Below are 15,128 nucleotides of genomic sequence, written 5' to 3'. Positions count from 1 at the left end.
GTTCGTCATGCGCCTGGAGCCACTCAGGGCGCCCCGCCTTATCTCTTCACCGCTGCCAGCATGATCCCGACATGCACGGCCGCAGCCAGCGCGCCCCACCAGCCCGCCACACAGACCAGCGCCACGTAGCCGGCCACGATCAGCGCGCCGCTCAATTCAGCGACTCCTTGACCGTGCTGCGCATCTCCTTGGGCGCCGCCTTCACCGTCCGGTCTGCCCGGCTCGACTTCAGGGCCTTCACTCGCGCCAGCACCTGCTGCAGCGTGATCTTGATGGGCGCGGTGGGGTTGTCCTTGTTCCACTCGGCCAGGCTGGCGCGGGCCTTCGCCACGCCTTCACGGTCGCCGTCAGCCATCGCCTGAGCCCAGCGGCCGGCAATCTCGCCCTCGACGTTCTTGGCGAGCTGGATGCTGCGCATTGCCTCGCCCACCCTGCCCGACTCGCGCGCCACCTCGGCGGGCTGGAAGCCGATGAACTTCATCGCCGCGTCCGTCATGTCCGTGTTCATGACCTTGGCGCCCTTGCTGTTGCGGTACTCGCCGGTCTGAGCCATCTGGATGGCCTTGGCCATGTTCTGCACCGCCATGGGCATCGCAGTCATCGCGCCGCCGGCCAGGTCGCCGCCCAGCGCCTTGGTGACGCCGTCCTTGAGGTTGGAAGCCAGCCCGCCCGCAGCGCCAGCCACTTCCAGCAGCTGCTTCGCCGTGTCGGTGTTCGAGCGCAGGAACAGGCCCGTCGCCGGCAGCAGGTTGCCCATGCCCATGCGCAGGGACAGATCCAGCGGGAAGCCTGGCAGAGCCGTCAGGCCGCGCGTGGCCACGTCTGCCGCGCCATCGCCCAGGCCCAGGGTCTGCGCGACGAACTTGCGCTTCCACCGCTTCGAGTTGGTGTCGTGGCCCATGGCCTGGCCCAGCGTGTCGATGAGGTCGTCCAGGTCGTCGGCGAACGGCAGGCCGCCGGCGCCGCCCATCAGAATCAGCAGTGCCAGCGCCACGGCAACCGCCTTCTTGCCCTCGGGGCCAGACTTCCACATGCGCACCAAGAACTCCAGATAGTGGGTGCTGAACTGCTTGAACGTCATCACCGTGGCGCCCACGGCCCCGCGCGCCACGTTGGCCTTGTTGCCCTTGTTGTAGAGGCCCTGGGTCTCGACGACGGCCTTCTCGGCGAAGGCGAACGGGTTGGCGATGCCCTCCTGCTGCGCCGTCTGCCAGGCCGCCACGAAGGTCGCCCGGCGGTTGAACTGCTCGGCCAGGCTGAACATCGAGCCCCACACGAACGCCGCCTTCTTCAGCAGCGGGTTCTTGCCGAGGGTGTTCATGGCCTCGGCTTGCAGGTGGTGGATTTCCTGCGGGCTGACGATGCCATCCGACTCGGCGCGCTTCAGTGCGTCGGCCAGGTCGGCGCCCATTCCCTTGCCGCTGGCCACCATCGCCATGGCCGCGGTGAGCCGCTTGCCGGCCTTGATCGCGCCGCCGTACTGGGTCAGGTAGGGCAGCGTCATCGTGATCGGCTGAGTCATGTTGACCAGCGCGCTCGCCACCGAGCCCCCGATGAACGAGGTAAACAGCAGGCCGCGCACGGCCGCCGCTTCCTCGGTCGGGGTGGTGACGTACTCCACCAGCTTGATCGCGTCGTCACGCAAGTCGCCTTGCTCCTTGGGGATGGCCTCGGCCGACTTCTTGGCGTCGGCAAGGTGCAAGTGTCCTGCGGACATGCGCGCGTTGGAGGTCACGAAAGAGGCCAGAACCCGGGCAACGTCGTCGCTGTAGCCCGAGATGCCCTTGCGCTCGATCATCCGCTTCAGGGCCGAACGATTGGCGATGGCCAGCTTCAGGTAGGCCTGGAACACCGGGTTGTCGCTGTTGCCCGTGGCGTCGGCGAACAGCTCCAGCGAGTCCATGGACAGGCCGTTGAACAGCTTGTGACCCTCCTGGCTCATCACCCCTTGGGTGAAGGTCAAGCGCCCCATGGCGGGGTCGGCGCGGAGCTGGCGCGCGGCCCGGTTGGCGTCGCGCACCGTCTCGTACATGCCGAAGAACTCCGTGCCGCCACCTGGGCCGGTGACGTGCAGGGTGTGCTTGCCGAAGCGCGTCAGCGGCGCGTAGCCCTCGGCCTGCAGCTGCTCGATGCGATCCACCTTGGCGCTGATCTCGGCGGCCAGCGCTTCGTCGCTGGCAAGGTGCTCGGCCAGAAGGTCGCCCGCCTCGCGTGCCGTGGGCGCTGCCAGCACGGCCTCACGCACGGCCCGGCCAGCTTCGCCCGCAATGCGCAGGATCTCGGTCTTGGCCAGCCCATCCAGCGACTGGTCGACGGCGGCACGGAACTCGCGGTAGAGCTCGACTTGCTTGGCGCTCAGGCCGAACTGGCTCCTCAGCGTCGCGTCGTCGTACAGCACCTTGTCCAGCGTGCCCTGGAAGATCGCTTCGCCGGCCTTGGCCTTGTCCTTGTGGTCGGCTCCGTGGCGCAGCAGGCCGCCCTTCATCAAGTCGGATGCGGTGTCCAGCTTGGGTAGCAGCGACGGCGCGAGGTCGGCCGCCCGGTTGGCGAACACGCTGGTGTCCTTGATGTAGTCCTGCACCGCATCGAACACGCGCCCGAAGGTCTTCGGGTTGGCCTGCGCCTTGTGGTACTGGGTGCCCACCGTGCGGCCCCACAGGTTCGTGCTGCCGTGCGTCGTCACTGCGTCGAGGAACGCATTGCGGGCGCCGGCCTGGCTGAAGTTGGTTACGGCGTCGGCAAGGGTCGAGCGGCTGAACACTGCCCGATCTGCCGGCAGGGCCAGCATCTGGTCGAGCGTGTAGCCGTGGAGGTCTTCGATGGACTTCGCTTCAAGCGGAGCCTCTTCTGCCATGTCATGGCCGTAGAAGATGCGCTCGCCATCGCTCCAGCGCCGCTGCAGGTCGCTGTACGACGAGATGGGCTGCCCACGCTTCTTCAGTTGGCTGGCCAGGCTCTCCTTACGGCTGAACGAGGTATCCCCGGCGGCCTCGCCAGCGGCGCCACGCTGCACGAAGGCACGGGCGGGCAGGATGTAGTTGCGCACGATCTCATCATCGCTCAGTGCCATGTCGCGGAAGCCCGGCACATGCGCGCGCAGCCAGGTGCGAATCGCCGCCACGGCCTTCTTCGACCAGCCCACGTCGGGCGCGCGCTGCGCCATCTCGGCGAGCACTTCCTCAGCGGCCATGCGCCGGTCGCTGGGCTTGTCGTAGTCCAGGCCGTACTGCTTGGCCTTTGCCCGCACCTTGCCGGAGTTCAGCACGGCCAGGCGGTCAAGGATGGTGCCCAGCTCGGGGCCGAACGTGCCACGCAGCCCGAAGTGACCCAGGGCCTCGTGGAACAGCACGCGCACCACGTCAGCGTCGCCGCCAAGCTGCGGCGCGATCAGGTAGACCTTGCCGTCGTGGAAGAAGCCTTCCGGGTCGCCCTGGGCGCCCTGAGACAACTGGGTCTGATCTGCAACGCGGACGGCGCGCGGTACCAGCGGGTCATTCATGCCGCTCAGCACGACGACTGCCGGCGCGTTCTTCCAGCGCGCGGCAATCCGCCCGGCCAGCGCCTCTACGGCTTGGCGTCGCTCGGCGCTGGCTCGGTCTTCGCGGCGTGCCGGTTGACTCGCGCGGTCGACTTCGCTTTCTGTGCTGGCGTCAGCGCCGTCACGCGCTGCTTGACTTGAACCAGCATCTCGGAACGCTGCTCCGGTGTCCTGGGCTTCGGCATAGGTTTTCCAGTTGAGGTTGCCATCGTAGGCGCCTTCCACGTTTTGTTGGGGAATACCCATCTTTTCCCAAAAGCCGCGGGCCTCCGGGACGACGTTGCTGATGTCCAGGCCACCGGCCGGGTTGGCAGCCAGCAGCGCCTCGATGACGTTGCGGGCAACGCCAGACTGGCGCCCCTTCTTGTCTACCTCGATGTCCAGCAGGGCCTTCGCCTGGCCGTCCTTGACCAGCAGCTCCACGTACCCCAGCACGTCGAAGCCAGTGGCCGACATGATCGGGTAGTTGACGACTTGCTCGCCAGCCACCTCGATGACTTCGAGCCGTTCGGTGATCTGCGGGAACTCCAGGCGCACCTTGTCGCCGATGTAGAGCGGGAGGCCGCCCTCGTCGTGTTCCACGGTGATCGACGGACGCGCGGGGGCCTTGCTGCGGCTGAAAGCGGGCATGTCGCCCGGCTCATCGCCAACGACTGGGGCGGCTTCATCGACGCTCGCCCCTTGGGCTGCCGCTGCAATGCCCTCTTGGCGCAGCTCTTCTTCAAGCGTCTTGAGGGCGGCCCACTTCTCCAGCATCTCCTGCTGATGCTCGAACGGGGCGCCGATCTTCTTGCGCAGGCGCGTGACGTCGGTTTCGTTTTCCTTGATGGCTGCTCGCGCCTTGCGCAGATCGGACTCGACGCTGTTCAGCGCGTTGACCACCTTGCGTGCCAGGCCAACCGCGTCCACATCGGCGCCCATCGACTCCACCTCATCGCTCACGTCGATGGTGTGTGGGCCTGCCGTGACGGTCAGCTGATGCCGGCCGTTGGGCACCTTGACCATGCTGGCGTCCTTGCCGTCGCCGTCCTTCACGTACTGGAAGCCGGCGTGCATGGTCAGCGCCAGCCCGTCGCCGATGGTGCCCAGGCTTTGCTCTTCGCGCGCCGGGTCCAGGGCGGCGGCCTTGGCGCCCTTGTTGAATGCGTCCTTCAGCGCCTGGCCGAACTCACCCGGCTTCGTGAAGGTCGCGCCTTTGACGGTGCCGGCCGTGAAGGCGAAGTAGCGCCCACCGATGGCCTCGAATGCAGCGCCGTAGGTCTTCTCCCGCTTCTGCGCGCTCTCGATGGCCCACTCGGCTTGGCGCAGGGCCTGGCGTGCATTGATCTGCTCGCTGGCGTGCGCAGCCTGCTGGCGCTCAAGGCGCTCGGTGTCTTGCCGCAGACCGGCCAGCAGCAGCGCGCGGGGGTCGCCCGAGGCCATGGCCGCCGCCTGCTCGTAGAGCGATGCCTCGCCCAAGTCGTCCATGCTGCGCAGGTTCTTGTCCCCACGGAAAGCCTGGTCGATGAACCGCTGCTTGCGGCCCACCATCTGCCACATGGTCGAGTCGTAGCCGCCCTTGGTGGCGTACCAGTCTTCGCCTGCGATGGGGTTCTGGTTGCCCTGGCGGATGATCCGGCCGCGCGGTTGCTCCACGTCGGCGGGGAACCACGGCGGGTCCATGTAGTGCAGCGCCGTCAGCCGGTTTTGCACGTTGACGCCAGTGCCCATCTTCTTGGCGCTGCCGATCAGCACCCGGAAGGTGCCATTGCGCATGCCCTTGAACACCGCTTCCTTCTTGGCGTCCGTGTCAGCGTCGTCGAACCATGCGATGTGCTCGCGCTTCACGCCACCCGCGACGATTGCCTTGGTGAAGGTGCCGCGCGAGTCGAAGCCGCGCCGTGCCGACGAGGCCGCGCCGAAGCCCACGTTGTAGAAAACGATCTGCGTGCCGCCCTTGGCCGTCATCGGCTTGCCGTCGCGGTCGACGTAGACATTGCGCGCAGTGGCCTTGTACTCTGCCGCGATCTTGCCGGCGGCCTCGTCGATCTTGGTCGTCTCGCCTGGCAGCACGCGCCCGCCGGGGATGAACCGCGGGTCGGTGGCAGCCAGTCGGCCGTCGCTGATGATGGCGATGACCGGATCAGGGTTGTTCGGCTCGTCCTTGCTCGGCTTCCAGGCCCGCGACTTCTCCAGGCGCGGCTGAAGCACCTGCGTCTGGTAGTCCTTCATGGCCTGGCTGGGCTCGACGAGGTTCAAGTTCGGCTTGCCGCCCCGCGTCTCGGGGCGCTTCACGATGGCGCCGAGCTGGTCCGACTGCAGCACGTCCATGAACATGCGAACGCGGGCCATCAGCTCGGGCACGTTGTCGAACTTGGCGAACCGCTCAACGATCTCGTACTTGCCGGCCGCGTTGGGCTCCAGCGCCGACGCCACCTCACCGAACATGCGCGCCCACGAATCGAAGGTACTGATGCCGCCCTCGTCCAGCGTCTTCGGGTCGAAGAACCGCATGATGGTGTACAGCTCGCCCATCGTGTTGGTCACGGCGGTGCCCGAGGCGAACACCATCGCCCGGCCCGGCTGCTGGCGATCCAGGTGGCGGGTCTTGACGTACATATCCAGCGCCCGGCGGGAGCCGTTCGGGTCAATGCCCTTGATGCTCTGCGCGGTGTGGAAATCGAGCTTGCGGTAGACGTGCGCCTCGTCCGCAAAGATCATGTCCACGCCCATGTCCTCGAAGTCGACGATGCCGTCTTTCTTGCCGGCGGCGAGGATGCTGTCGAAGCGCTGGTTCACCGCCTCGATCTGCTGCTCGAGCTGGCCACGCCGCACGCGGGCGCCTGCGTCCTTGGCGACGGCCGTCAGTTCTTCCTCAAGGTCGGCCAGGATCTCGTCGCGGATCGGGTTGATCGTCTCCGGCTTCACACCGATGCGCTGGAAGGCGTCGTGCGTGATGACGATGGCGTCGGGTGCGTTGAGCGTGGCCGCAGCGACGAAGGCCTTGCGGCGCTCCTTGCTGAAGTTCTGATCGTCGGCCACCATGATGTTGGCCAGCGGGTACAGCTCCATGAACTCGTTGGAGAACTGCTCCAGCATGTGGTTCGGCACCACGTAGATCGGCTTGCGGATCAGGCCCAGGCGCTTCTGCTCCATGCCGCCCGCGATCATCTCGATGGTCTTGCCGGCGCCGACAGCGTGCGCGAGGTAGGTGCTGCCGGTCTGAATCTGGCGCCAGATCGCGCGCAACTGGTGGGGGTGCAGCTTGTAGCGCAGGCTCACGCCGGGCAGCGTCAGGTGCGAGCCGTCGAACACCCGGGGCGCGAGGTTGTTGTAGCGGTGGTTGTAGCCCTCCACCAAATCGGCGGCGCGCTCGCTGTCCGTCCACACCCAGGTCTTGAACTTGTCGCGAATCTTCTTGGCGGCTTCGTTGGCCGCCGTGGTGCCCTCTTGGTCGACAACCTGCTTCTTGTCCGCGGTCGTCGCCATGACCTTGATGCTGCGGCTGTTGAGGATGGCCTCCAGCAACTCGCTCGGGGAGCGGGCTGCCGTGCCGTACTCGGCGCCGGCCTTGCGCTGGCTGCGCATGTTGCCGCCCTCAACCTGCCACGTCTCGGTCTTGGGGTCGAACGTCACGTCGCCCGCGTCGATCTCCTTGGCGAACTCCTGCACATGCTTCTCGCCCACCCACGGGGCGCCGAGCTTCACGCTGATCTGCGACGGGCCGAGCTTCTCCGGCTGAACCGCCTTCAGGGCCTGGACGTTGCGCGCAAGGCTGCGGTCCAGTCGCGCCGCCATCGTGGCCTCTTCGAGCTTGTCGACCACATTGCCAGACAGGTACTCATCAGCCAGCGTCCAGTCGCCGCCCGGCACCTTGTAAATCTGGCTGCCCAGGGCTTCGATGGCCTCGTCGCGGCTGATGTGCAGGCGGGCCGCCACGTCGGCCAGGTCGAGCCGGCCAGTCGCGTCCAGGGACACGGCCAGCGCGTCGCCAATCGACTTGATCTCGCGCGTGACCGGCTTGCCGATGGTGCGGCCCAGCAGGAATGCCGACTTCTTGATGTTGCCGTCCTCGTCGATGGCCTCCATCTGCGTCATCAGCGCCGAGTCGTAGTCCTCGCGGATCAGCCGGCGGTTGATGAACACACGCGTCGGCGTCTCCACCGGGTTGCCGTCCTCGTCGGTGCCCTTGCGCACCTGCACGCGGAAGGCGTTGATGTGGCCGTTCTTCTTGACGAAGGCGTCATAGGCCTTGTTCAGCTTCTTGAGCGCAGCCTCCCACGGCCCATCCGTCACCTGGGCGAGCTGCGCCTCCTTGACCAGATCGCGCACGCCCACGTAGTCAGCGAGCCACGCCTTGTCCTTGGCCGACAGCTTCACGACGTCGGCAAGCGGCTTGCCGATGCCGTCCTCTACCCTGAACACATCACCATCGTTCGACAGGTAGACCACCCCCTCGCGCTTCACCTTGGGGTCGAAGTCCATCTTCGCCACTTCGGCGCGCTGGGCCACCGGCTCCATGCCGCTGGCCGAATAAACGTTCACGGGCAGGCGCTCCACGGCCGCGGCGAACTTGGCGTCAAGCTCGTCGGTCGTCGTGTCGTAGGACACCACCGTGTACTTGGCGCCGCCGATGCCGTTGGCATTGATGCGGCGGCCTTGGTCGTCGGTGTTGCCGCTGATGCGGTTCTGGCCCAAGACCATGTGCGGGTTGGCCGCGAAGTATTCGTTCACGACCACCGGGCCGTCCTTCGTCTCGACAGTCGCCACGTTGGCCCACGGCTGGCCGCCAGGCGCCTCACCGGGCGCCCGCTTGCGCAGGAAGATCACATCCGTGACCACGCTGGTGCCGGCGTTGTCCTCGAAGGCCGTTGACGGCAGGCGGATCGCGCCCACAAGGTCAGCCTGCGCCATCAGGTAGCGGCGGGCCTTGTCGGTCTGCTTGTCCATCGTCCCCTTGCTGGTGACGAACGCCAGCAAGCCGCCCGGGCGCACCTTGTCGATGGCCTTGGCAAAGAAGTAGTCATGCAGCATGAACCCGTGCTTCTGGTAGCGCGGGTCGGCCGTGATCTTGGTCTGAGAAAACGGCGGGTTGCCCACCGACACGTCGAAGAAGTTGTCGGGCAGCCGACGCTTGATGAAGTCGTCGTGAATCATGTTCTGACCCGGCGACAGCAGGCGCGCGATCAGCGCCGTAGGGCCGTCGAACTCGATGCCGGTGAACTTCGACGTCTGGTAGACGCTCTCCGGCATGAGCATGGCGAAAGAGCCGATGCCGCCGCCTGGCTCAAACACCTTGCCGCCCGTGAAGCCCAGGCGCTGCACCGCTGACCAGACCGAGCGGATGATGCCCTCGCTGGTGTAGTGCGCGTACTGCGTGCTTTGCAGGATGGTGCGCTGCCACTCGGTAGGCAGGGCTGCAGCGCGCACGGCCAGCGCCTTCCACTTCGCGTCGTGGACGGCATCCGGGAAGATCAGCGCGCCGGCCGGCGCATTGGCCTTGTGGTACGGCTGGGCCACCGGGAAGATGGCGTTGCGGATCTCGCTGGCGCCGAAGCCCACGTACTTGGCCAGCAGCGCCTGCTCGGCCGGCGTGGCGTCGCGCTTCTCGCTCTCGATCTGGCGGGCCAGGTCGATCAGGTCAAGGTTGCGCTCGGCCGACTTGAGCCAAGAGCCCTCGCGCTTCAGGTCTCCGATGCCGGGTCGGTAATCGGGGGCAGAAACTCGGCCACCACCTCCTGCCACAGCAGCAGGCGATCCATCGGGAACTTCTCCAGCCCCTCGGCTGTTCCCCACGTCCCCGCCTTCATCATCGAGTCCTTCAGCGAGTCCTCCCTCGTCTCGAACGCCTCGATCATCTGCTCGTCCAGGCTCTCCGCGCGGCTGGCTAGCGCTTCGGATTGCACCGTCGCTGACGGGTCGCTGTCCTGCATCCAGCGGCTGATCGAGCGCAGGCGCATCGCTTGAAGGGGTGGAATCATTGGTGGCCTCCGGGCCTTGAGTATCGACCGATGGTGCTTCGGTAGGGGCGTCAGGGCCAGTTGTGGCCCCATCGTTGGTAGTGGCAGCGTCGCGCTCTTGCTTGGTGGTGGCTTTCGGCCGGGTTGGCGGGCTGGGCTCGTCGGCCGGCGCTTCCTCGGTCGCCTTGGCTTTGGTCGCCCGCTGACCGGCCGGCGTCTTGGCGTAGGCCTCGGCCGCCACGCCCTCGATGCGGGCAGCTTCCGCGCGCAAGTCGGTGAGCTTCGCGTCGATGACTTGCAGCCAGGCATCGTCCTTGTCCATGCCGCCTGCGATCAGCTCGTCAGCGTCGCCCAGCATCTCGGCGCGGAACGCGTGGATGGGCGAGCTTTTGCCCAGGTGCTTCACTACGCACGTCGTTGCCTTGCTCACAACATTTCTCCAGTGACTGCCGCTGTGACCAGCGCCAGGATTAGTTCGTTCTGCCGCTTGATGCGGCGCTGCTGTTCTTCATGCTCGTGTCGCCAGTCGCCGATGAGGGCGGGCATCTGCCGCACGACCGGCGCCCCGCCAGCCGGGAAGCGCCACGACTTCGGGCTGAAGGACTTGGGTGAAAAGCTTTCACGGCGAAACACCAGCGCCTCGCCATGGGTCAGCCTCAGCGCCAGTGCCGATGACGGCCGCGCCGTTCATGCGCTTCACATCGACGCCCGGCGGGGTGGTGTTCATCGCGGCAAGAACCGCCACTGCGATGTCGGCTGCTGTCGGGCCGCTGCCGCCGACTGCGGTGGTGGCGTAGGCCGCGCTGGTCTTGCGCTCCACGTAGACGCCGGCCACCGGGAGGATGGTCCCGCCCAGGTTGCCCGCGATGGTGTAGTTGCCCGGCGTGGGGAACCGCAGCCGCCAACCGTTGACCAGATCCAGCGCGTAGAAGAACGCCCCGCTCCCAAGGTCGACGGCCTTCCACGTGTGCGTGGCCGGGTAGATCATGGCCGGCGCCGAATCCTCCCAGTCGCGCAGGGCGGCGTGGAAGACGGGCAGATCCAGGATCGAGCTGTCCGACTCGATCACCAGGCTGCCGGGGAGGAAGGTCAGGGCCATCAGGCGTCAGGGTTGCGGATCGCGTTGACGGAGCCGCCGGCCGACGTCACGGCGAACGTGGTTTCAAACGGCACGATGGGGGTGCCGCCGCCGTTGCGCACCCGCACGCGCGCCGTGAAGTCGCTGCCGTAGTTGAAGGTGCCGCTGCTGACGCTGGTCGTGGTCACGGCCTTGTCGACCAGCGGGAACCATGTGGCCCCAGCGCTGTAGCCGCCCGCCGGCACGGCTGGTGACAGCCCCGATACCGTGGCGCCAGAGATGCCGGTGTAGCTGTGGGCATTGCCGCTCACCCGAATGAAGCCCGCGCCCGTGGGCACATCGCTCGCTGGGGCGCCAGACAGCGTCAACGTCGTGGCCGCGGCCGTGCCAGTCGACGTAATGCCGGTGGTGGTGTTGAAGCCGCCGCTGCCGTCGTCCTTGCCCACCAGCACGTAATCGCCGCTGACGATGGCGCCCACCGACACAGCGATGGCGACAGGCGGCGTCACACTGGTTCCGTCGTGGCTGACGAGCGCATAGCCCTGCAGGTCCAGCGAGTTCAGCGATGCCGGGTCGATCCACCAGCCTTGCGCCACAAGCCACTTGCCGCCAGCCAGCGGGCCGAAGGGCGCCGCCAGGACGTCGGTGTAAGCGGCGTTGAGCTTGCGGTAGTTCCAGCCCGGGATGCTGTTGATGGTGCCGCCGCTGGTCTCGGAGCACAGGAACTGCAGCGCCTGCCAGACCTCGGCCAGCCGCGCTGCGCCAGTCCAGCTGATGGTGCCCTTGTAGAGCTTGCTCACGCCGCCCAGGACTTGCGTGGTGTCGCCGATGGTCAGCGATACCGTCGTGCTGGGCGTGGTCGACGTCACCGCGTTGGTGCCGCCCGAGTAGTTGCCCACCAGGCGGGTGATGTTCGCGTCCGCCGACACCGAGAGGGCCGCCACCTGCTCCGAGCCAGCCGAGCCGTCCACGTCGAAGTGGCTGAAGCTGTAGCCCCATTCCCGCGACAGCACGGTGACGATGCCGCTGGCGATCAGCGCGCCGCCGGTCTTGACCTTGAACAGCGCGCGCACCGGGCCGGCGCTCCACCATTTGGTGCCGCTGTTGTACTTCGCGCCGTTCTGCACCACGTAGTGCGAGCGGCCAGCCAAGCCTGCGCCGATGGTGTTGATACCTGTGTACAGCACCGCCGCGGCCGACTGCTCCACCGAGCCGAAATAGAACCGCTGGCTGGTGGCGTCGTCGATGTTGATGCCGTTGAGCAACGACAGCGCCGAGGGCCGGGCAGCGTTGCGCTTACCCGCCAGCTCGGACGGGTTGCTGCCCAGGATCGACACGTTGTCGTCCGCGGTCGGCCCCGAGTTGTCGGCCAAGTCCTGCAGCCACTGGTGCAGATCGAGCACCGAGTAGATGCCCGAACCCGCGATGCTGCGCACATCGCCGCCGGAATTGATGCTGAAGTCTGTTGCAGTAATGCTCATGGCGGTTACTCGTCGGGGATTTGGGACACAAAGACTGTTTGCGCGCCCACGAAGGCGGTGCTCAGCGTCTCGTAGGGGCGGTAGTACGGCGCCGAGCTGCCCTTGCGGACCTTGACGCGCAGGTCGTTCGCCGCGTTGCCCGCGGTGTAGGCCGGCACGTTGAACACCTCGGAGGTGCTGGCTACGGTGCGGTTCTCGATGGCAGCGCCGGCCTGCGTTTCGATCTGCACCGCAGACCCGACAACAAGGCCGGTCAGCGTCAGCACAAACGTGCCGATGGAGTCCGTGGGCAGGCGCTTGACACCGATGGTCCCGCCGGCCGTGCAAGGCTCGATGCCCAGGAACGCGCCGCTGGTGTAGCTCCGCCAGCCCTGCAGGCTCTTCTGGCCGACGCGCATCTGCGTGCTCATGTGATGCTCGTCTCAGGGTCGATGTAGAGCTGCACGCCAGAGCCACCCGGCGGGTTGCCAGTCACCTCGAAGTACACGGCGACCTCGGTGCCCTGCTTGATGGCCAGGCTGGTCGTCAGGCTGAGGCGCCGGCTGCTGTGGCTCGGGAAGTTCGAGATGCCGGCCCAGGTCGCTCCAGGCGAGGACAGCGCCGACGACTTGCCGTAGGTCGTCTCGCAATAGACCTTGTTGTCGGTGCTGATGTAGTACACCCGCATGGCCACGTCCAGCGCCGTCACGGTCACAGGCGTGAGGAAGTCCAGCGCGACGGTGCGCGTCGTCGACGACAGGCGGCAGATCGTCGCCATCCGCGGCGTGGTCAGGTTGTTGAAGACCGACGCGGCCGACGCGAACCAGTCCATCTTGACGGACCACGGCGTCGAGTTGTCGCCCAGCAGAGCCGAGCGCGTCGGGTAGGCCGGGCTCGCGTCGGGGTTCCAGTCCACCACGCCCGCGCCGTACTCGTAGCGATAGCCGAGGCCCGCGTCCAAGTTCTGCGTGATGACGGTCGCGTAGTTCGGGTTGTCGGTGCGCAGCGAGGACAGGCCGACGTAAGTGGTGCCCAGGTTCACGCCCGTGCAGCCCTCGGCAACGGCCTCGGAGCCGCTGCCCATCGTCATGCTGGCCGGGAAGATGCGGTAGCGACCGAAGGCCCAGCCGGACAGACGGAGCCCGATGAACTTGAGCGACCCGCCGGCAGCAATCGCCGTGCTCTGCACTAGCGAGCCAGGGTCGGACCCGGCAGTGTGGTTCGCTGTGACTTCGCAGCCCTCGAAGATCACCGCACCGTCGATCCCGTTCAGCAGCACCAGGCCAGACCATGACGTGCGGGCCTCCTTGAACAAGAAGTTGCAGCGCTTGAACCGGAACGCGTACTGCAGCTGCGAGCCGGCGAAGATGCGCGGGCCGGCGCCGCCCGTGTTGTAGGTGCTCGGCGTCTCGAAGGTGATGCCCTCGACCATCGCTGGCGTGCGCGAGCCGCCGCCCGGGTTGATCGCGATGTAGATCGCGCCGCCACCATTGCTCGTCGCCCACAGGAACCGCAGGCCGCCGGTCATGATGGCGCGGATGGACTTGGGCACACCGTTGGTGTTGCTGACCAGGCGCAGCGTGTTGTCGGCGCTGCTGATCGACATGCTGACGGTGATGACGCCCGTGCCGCTGTCGCCAGTCCAGATCGTGTTGCTGTCGAACACCAAGTGCTGCGGGTAGTTCGGCGTGCTCAGGTTTGGAGTGCCGTTCGCCGCGCAGGTGATCGTCTGCCCTGCCCCCGTGCGGCAATAGATGACGTCGTTGGTCGTCGGCGTGGCGGCGGTCGTCAGCGCGGTGCTGGCCACGGCCACGAGCGGCACGGCCATGACCATCAGGCCGTAGGCCAGCGCAGCCAGGCTCGACGACACGCCGATGGCCGCCGTGTTGAACAGCAAGCCCCAGCAGCCGCCAGAGCCGCCGGAGAAGTCCACCGGCAGGGTTGAGCTCGACGTCCAGCCGCTGGCCGTGGCGCGGCAGTTCGTGTTCGTGGCGCCGTTCAGCGTGGCCGAGCCGACGCGCATCATGACTTCAAGCGTGGTGCCGCTGGTGTTGCGGGCGAAGACCAGATTGCGGAGCTGCGGGGTGCCCACGGCAACGCCAGAGGCCACCGTCGTCGTGCTGGCGTTGATCGCCGCGACGAGGTTGTCCAGCGTGTTGGTCAGCGCTGCGCCGACGTTGAACTGGTTGCCGGTCGCGCCGCTGGCCACGGCCGTGAAAACCACGCCGCAGACCGTAAACGTGTTGGTCGCCGCGGCGTTGGCGGTGAAGACGACGCCGGCCGTCGCGCCAGCAGTGGCTGCGGTGGTGGCCGAGCCGTCGCCTTCTTGCGGCACGCCCCAGGTCGGGGTGGCCCCGAGCGAGGTGGCATAGGCGCCGTGGTCAAGGTAGTACGGCATCAGTAGCCCCCGAGCATCTGGTTGATGGCGTCGGCGTCGAGCTGCAACTCGGCGAGCGCCGACAGCGCCTCAAGGCCTGCGCGCATGCGCGGGTCAGCGCGGTCCACCGAGGTGCCGTCTGCCTCTGGCGTCAGCAGGTTGAACTTGTCCAGCCACAGCGTTGCGAGCGGGTTGGCTACCGGGTCGCTGGCCAGCGTGCGCAGTGCCAGATAGCGCTCGTCACCGAAGAGCGCCATGAACTGCAGCTGGGTCAGGCGGCGCGGCCCGACGTGTTGCGCCGGCGCAGGTGCCGGGGCGCTCGCGGTCGCGGTGTGATCGTGCGTGGCGAACTCGAAGCCGCCGAACTCGATGGGCGCATCCGCGTCGTAGCGGTACACCTCCTGGCCCGTGGCTTTGTTGGTGACGATGTAGGTGGTCATTGAGTTCAGTGCAACTTGAGGGGCGTCGCAACAATCGTGTCGAGTGACCCGTCGTTGAGGTAATTGGCCTTGAACTCCCAGCCGCCGGCCGGCTTGTCCTTGGGGTGCTTGGACATGGCCGTCAGGGCGCTGGTGAACGCGCGCTTCACGGCGTCGATTTCCCTCTCGAACATGGCGGCCTGAGCGGCGAGCGCCGCTTGAAGCTCATCGGGCGTGACCGATGCCGGCGGCGGCGGCGCGGCCTCCGGGACGGCTGCCGCCTGCGTCTTCTTCTTGTCGGGGATGACGACGGGCAT

General features: G+C 67.0%; 9 protein-coding genes. All 9 read right to left on the bottom strand.

Going from position 1 to position 15,128, the window contains the following annotated elements; genetic code table 11:
* Positions 1–151 precede the first annotated feature (151 nt).
* Positions 152–9,262, bottom strand: coding sequence for a PLxRFG domain-containing protein (locus tag AC07V5_RS23840; protein ID WP_495118212.1), 9,111 nt, complete (start codon positions 9,260–9,262; stop codon positions 152–154).
* Positions 9,202–9,477: a hypothetical protein gene (locus AC07V5_RS23835; RefSeq protein ID WP_495118211.1), complete on the bottom strand. Its 276-nt coding sequence runs from the start codon at positions 9,475–9,477 to the stop codon at positions 9,202–9,204. Before AC07V5_RS23835 ends, AC07V5_RS23840 begins: the two co-directional genes overlap by 61 nt.
* Positions 9,478–9,903: 426 nt before the next feature.
* On the bottom strand, positions 9,904–10,110 hold the full coding sequence (locus AC07V5_RS23830; protein ID WP_495118210.1) for a hypothetical protein: 207 nt from the start codon (positions 10,108–10,110) through the stop codon (positions 9,904–9,906).
* On the bottom strand, positions 10,097–10,576 hold the full coding sequence (locus AC07V5_RS23825) for a hypothetical protein (RefSeq protein ID WP_495118209.1): 480 nt from the start codon (positions 10,574–10,576) through the stop codon (positions 10,097–10,099). Before AC07V5_RS23825 ends, AC07V5_RS23830 begins: the two co-directional genes overlap by 14 nt.
* On the bottom strand, positions 10,576–12,036 hold the full coding sequence (locus tag AC07V5_RS23820; protein ID WP_495118208.1) for a hypothetical protein: 1,461 nt from the start codon (positions 12,034–12,036) through the stop codon (positions 10,576–10,578). The genes AC07V5_RS23825 and AC07V5_RS23820 overlap by 1 nt, the downstream gene beginning before the upstream one ends.
* 5 nt (positions 12,037–12,041) lie before the next feature.
* Positions 12,042–12,446, bottom strand: coding sequence for a hypothetical protein (locus tag AC07V5_RS23815; protein ID WP_495118207.1), 405 nt, complete (start codon positions 12,444–12,446; stop codon positions 12,042–12,044).
* Entirely contained in the window at positions 12,443–14,413 is a 1,971-nt protein-coding gene (locus AC07V5_RS23810; protein WP_495118206.1) for a hypothetical protein, read from the bottom strand. Before AC07V5_RS23810 ends, AC07V5_RS23815 begins: the two co-directional genes overlap by 4 nt.
* Positions 14,413–14,832 (bottom strand): hypothetical protein, encoded by a 420-nt coding sequence (locus tag AC07V5_RS23805; protein ID WP_495118205.1) that lies wholly within the window; start codon positions 14,830–14,832, stop codon positions 14,413–14,415. The genes AC07V5_RS23810 and AC07V5_RS23805 overlap by 1 nt, the downstream gene beginning before the upstream one ends.
* A gap of 5 nt (positions 14,833–14,837) precedes the next feature.
* Positions 14,838–15,128, bottom strand: coding sequence for a hypothetical protein (locus AC07V5_RS23800; RefSeq protein ID WP_495118204.1), 291 nt, complete (start codon positions 15,126–15,128; stop codon positions 14,838–14,840).

This window comes from Roseateles sp. GW821-FHT02E12 (assembly GCF_059421665.1).
This window is presented reverse-complemented; position numbering and strand designations above follow the sequence as displayed.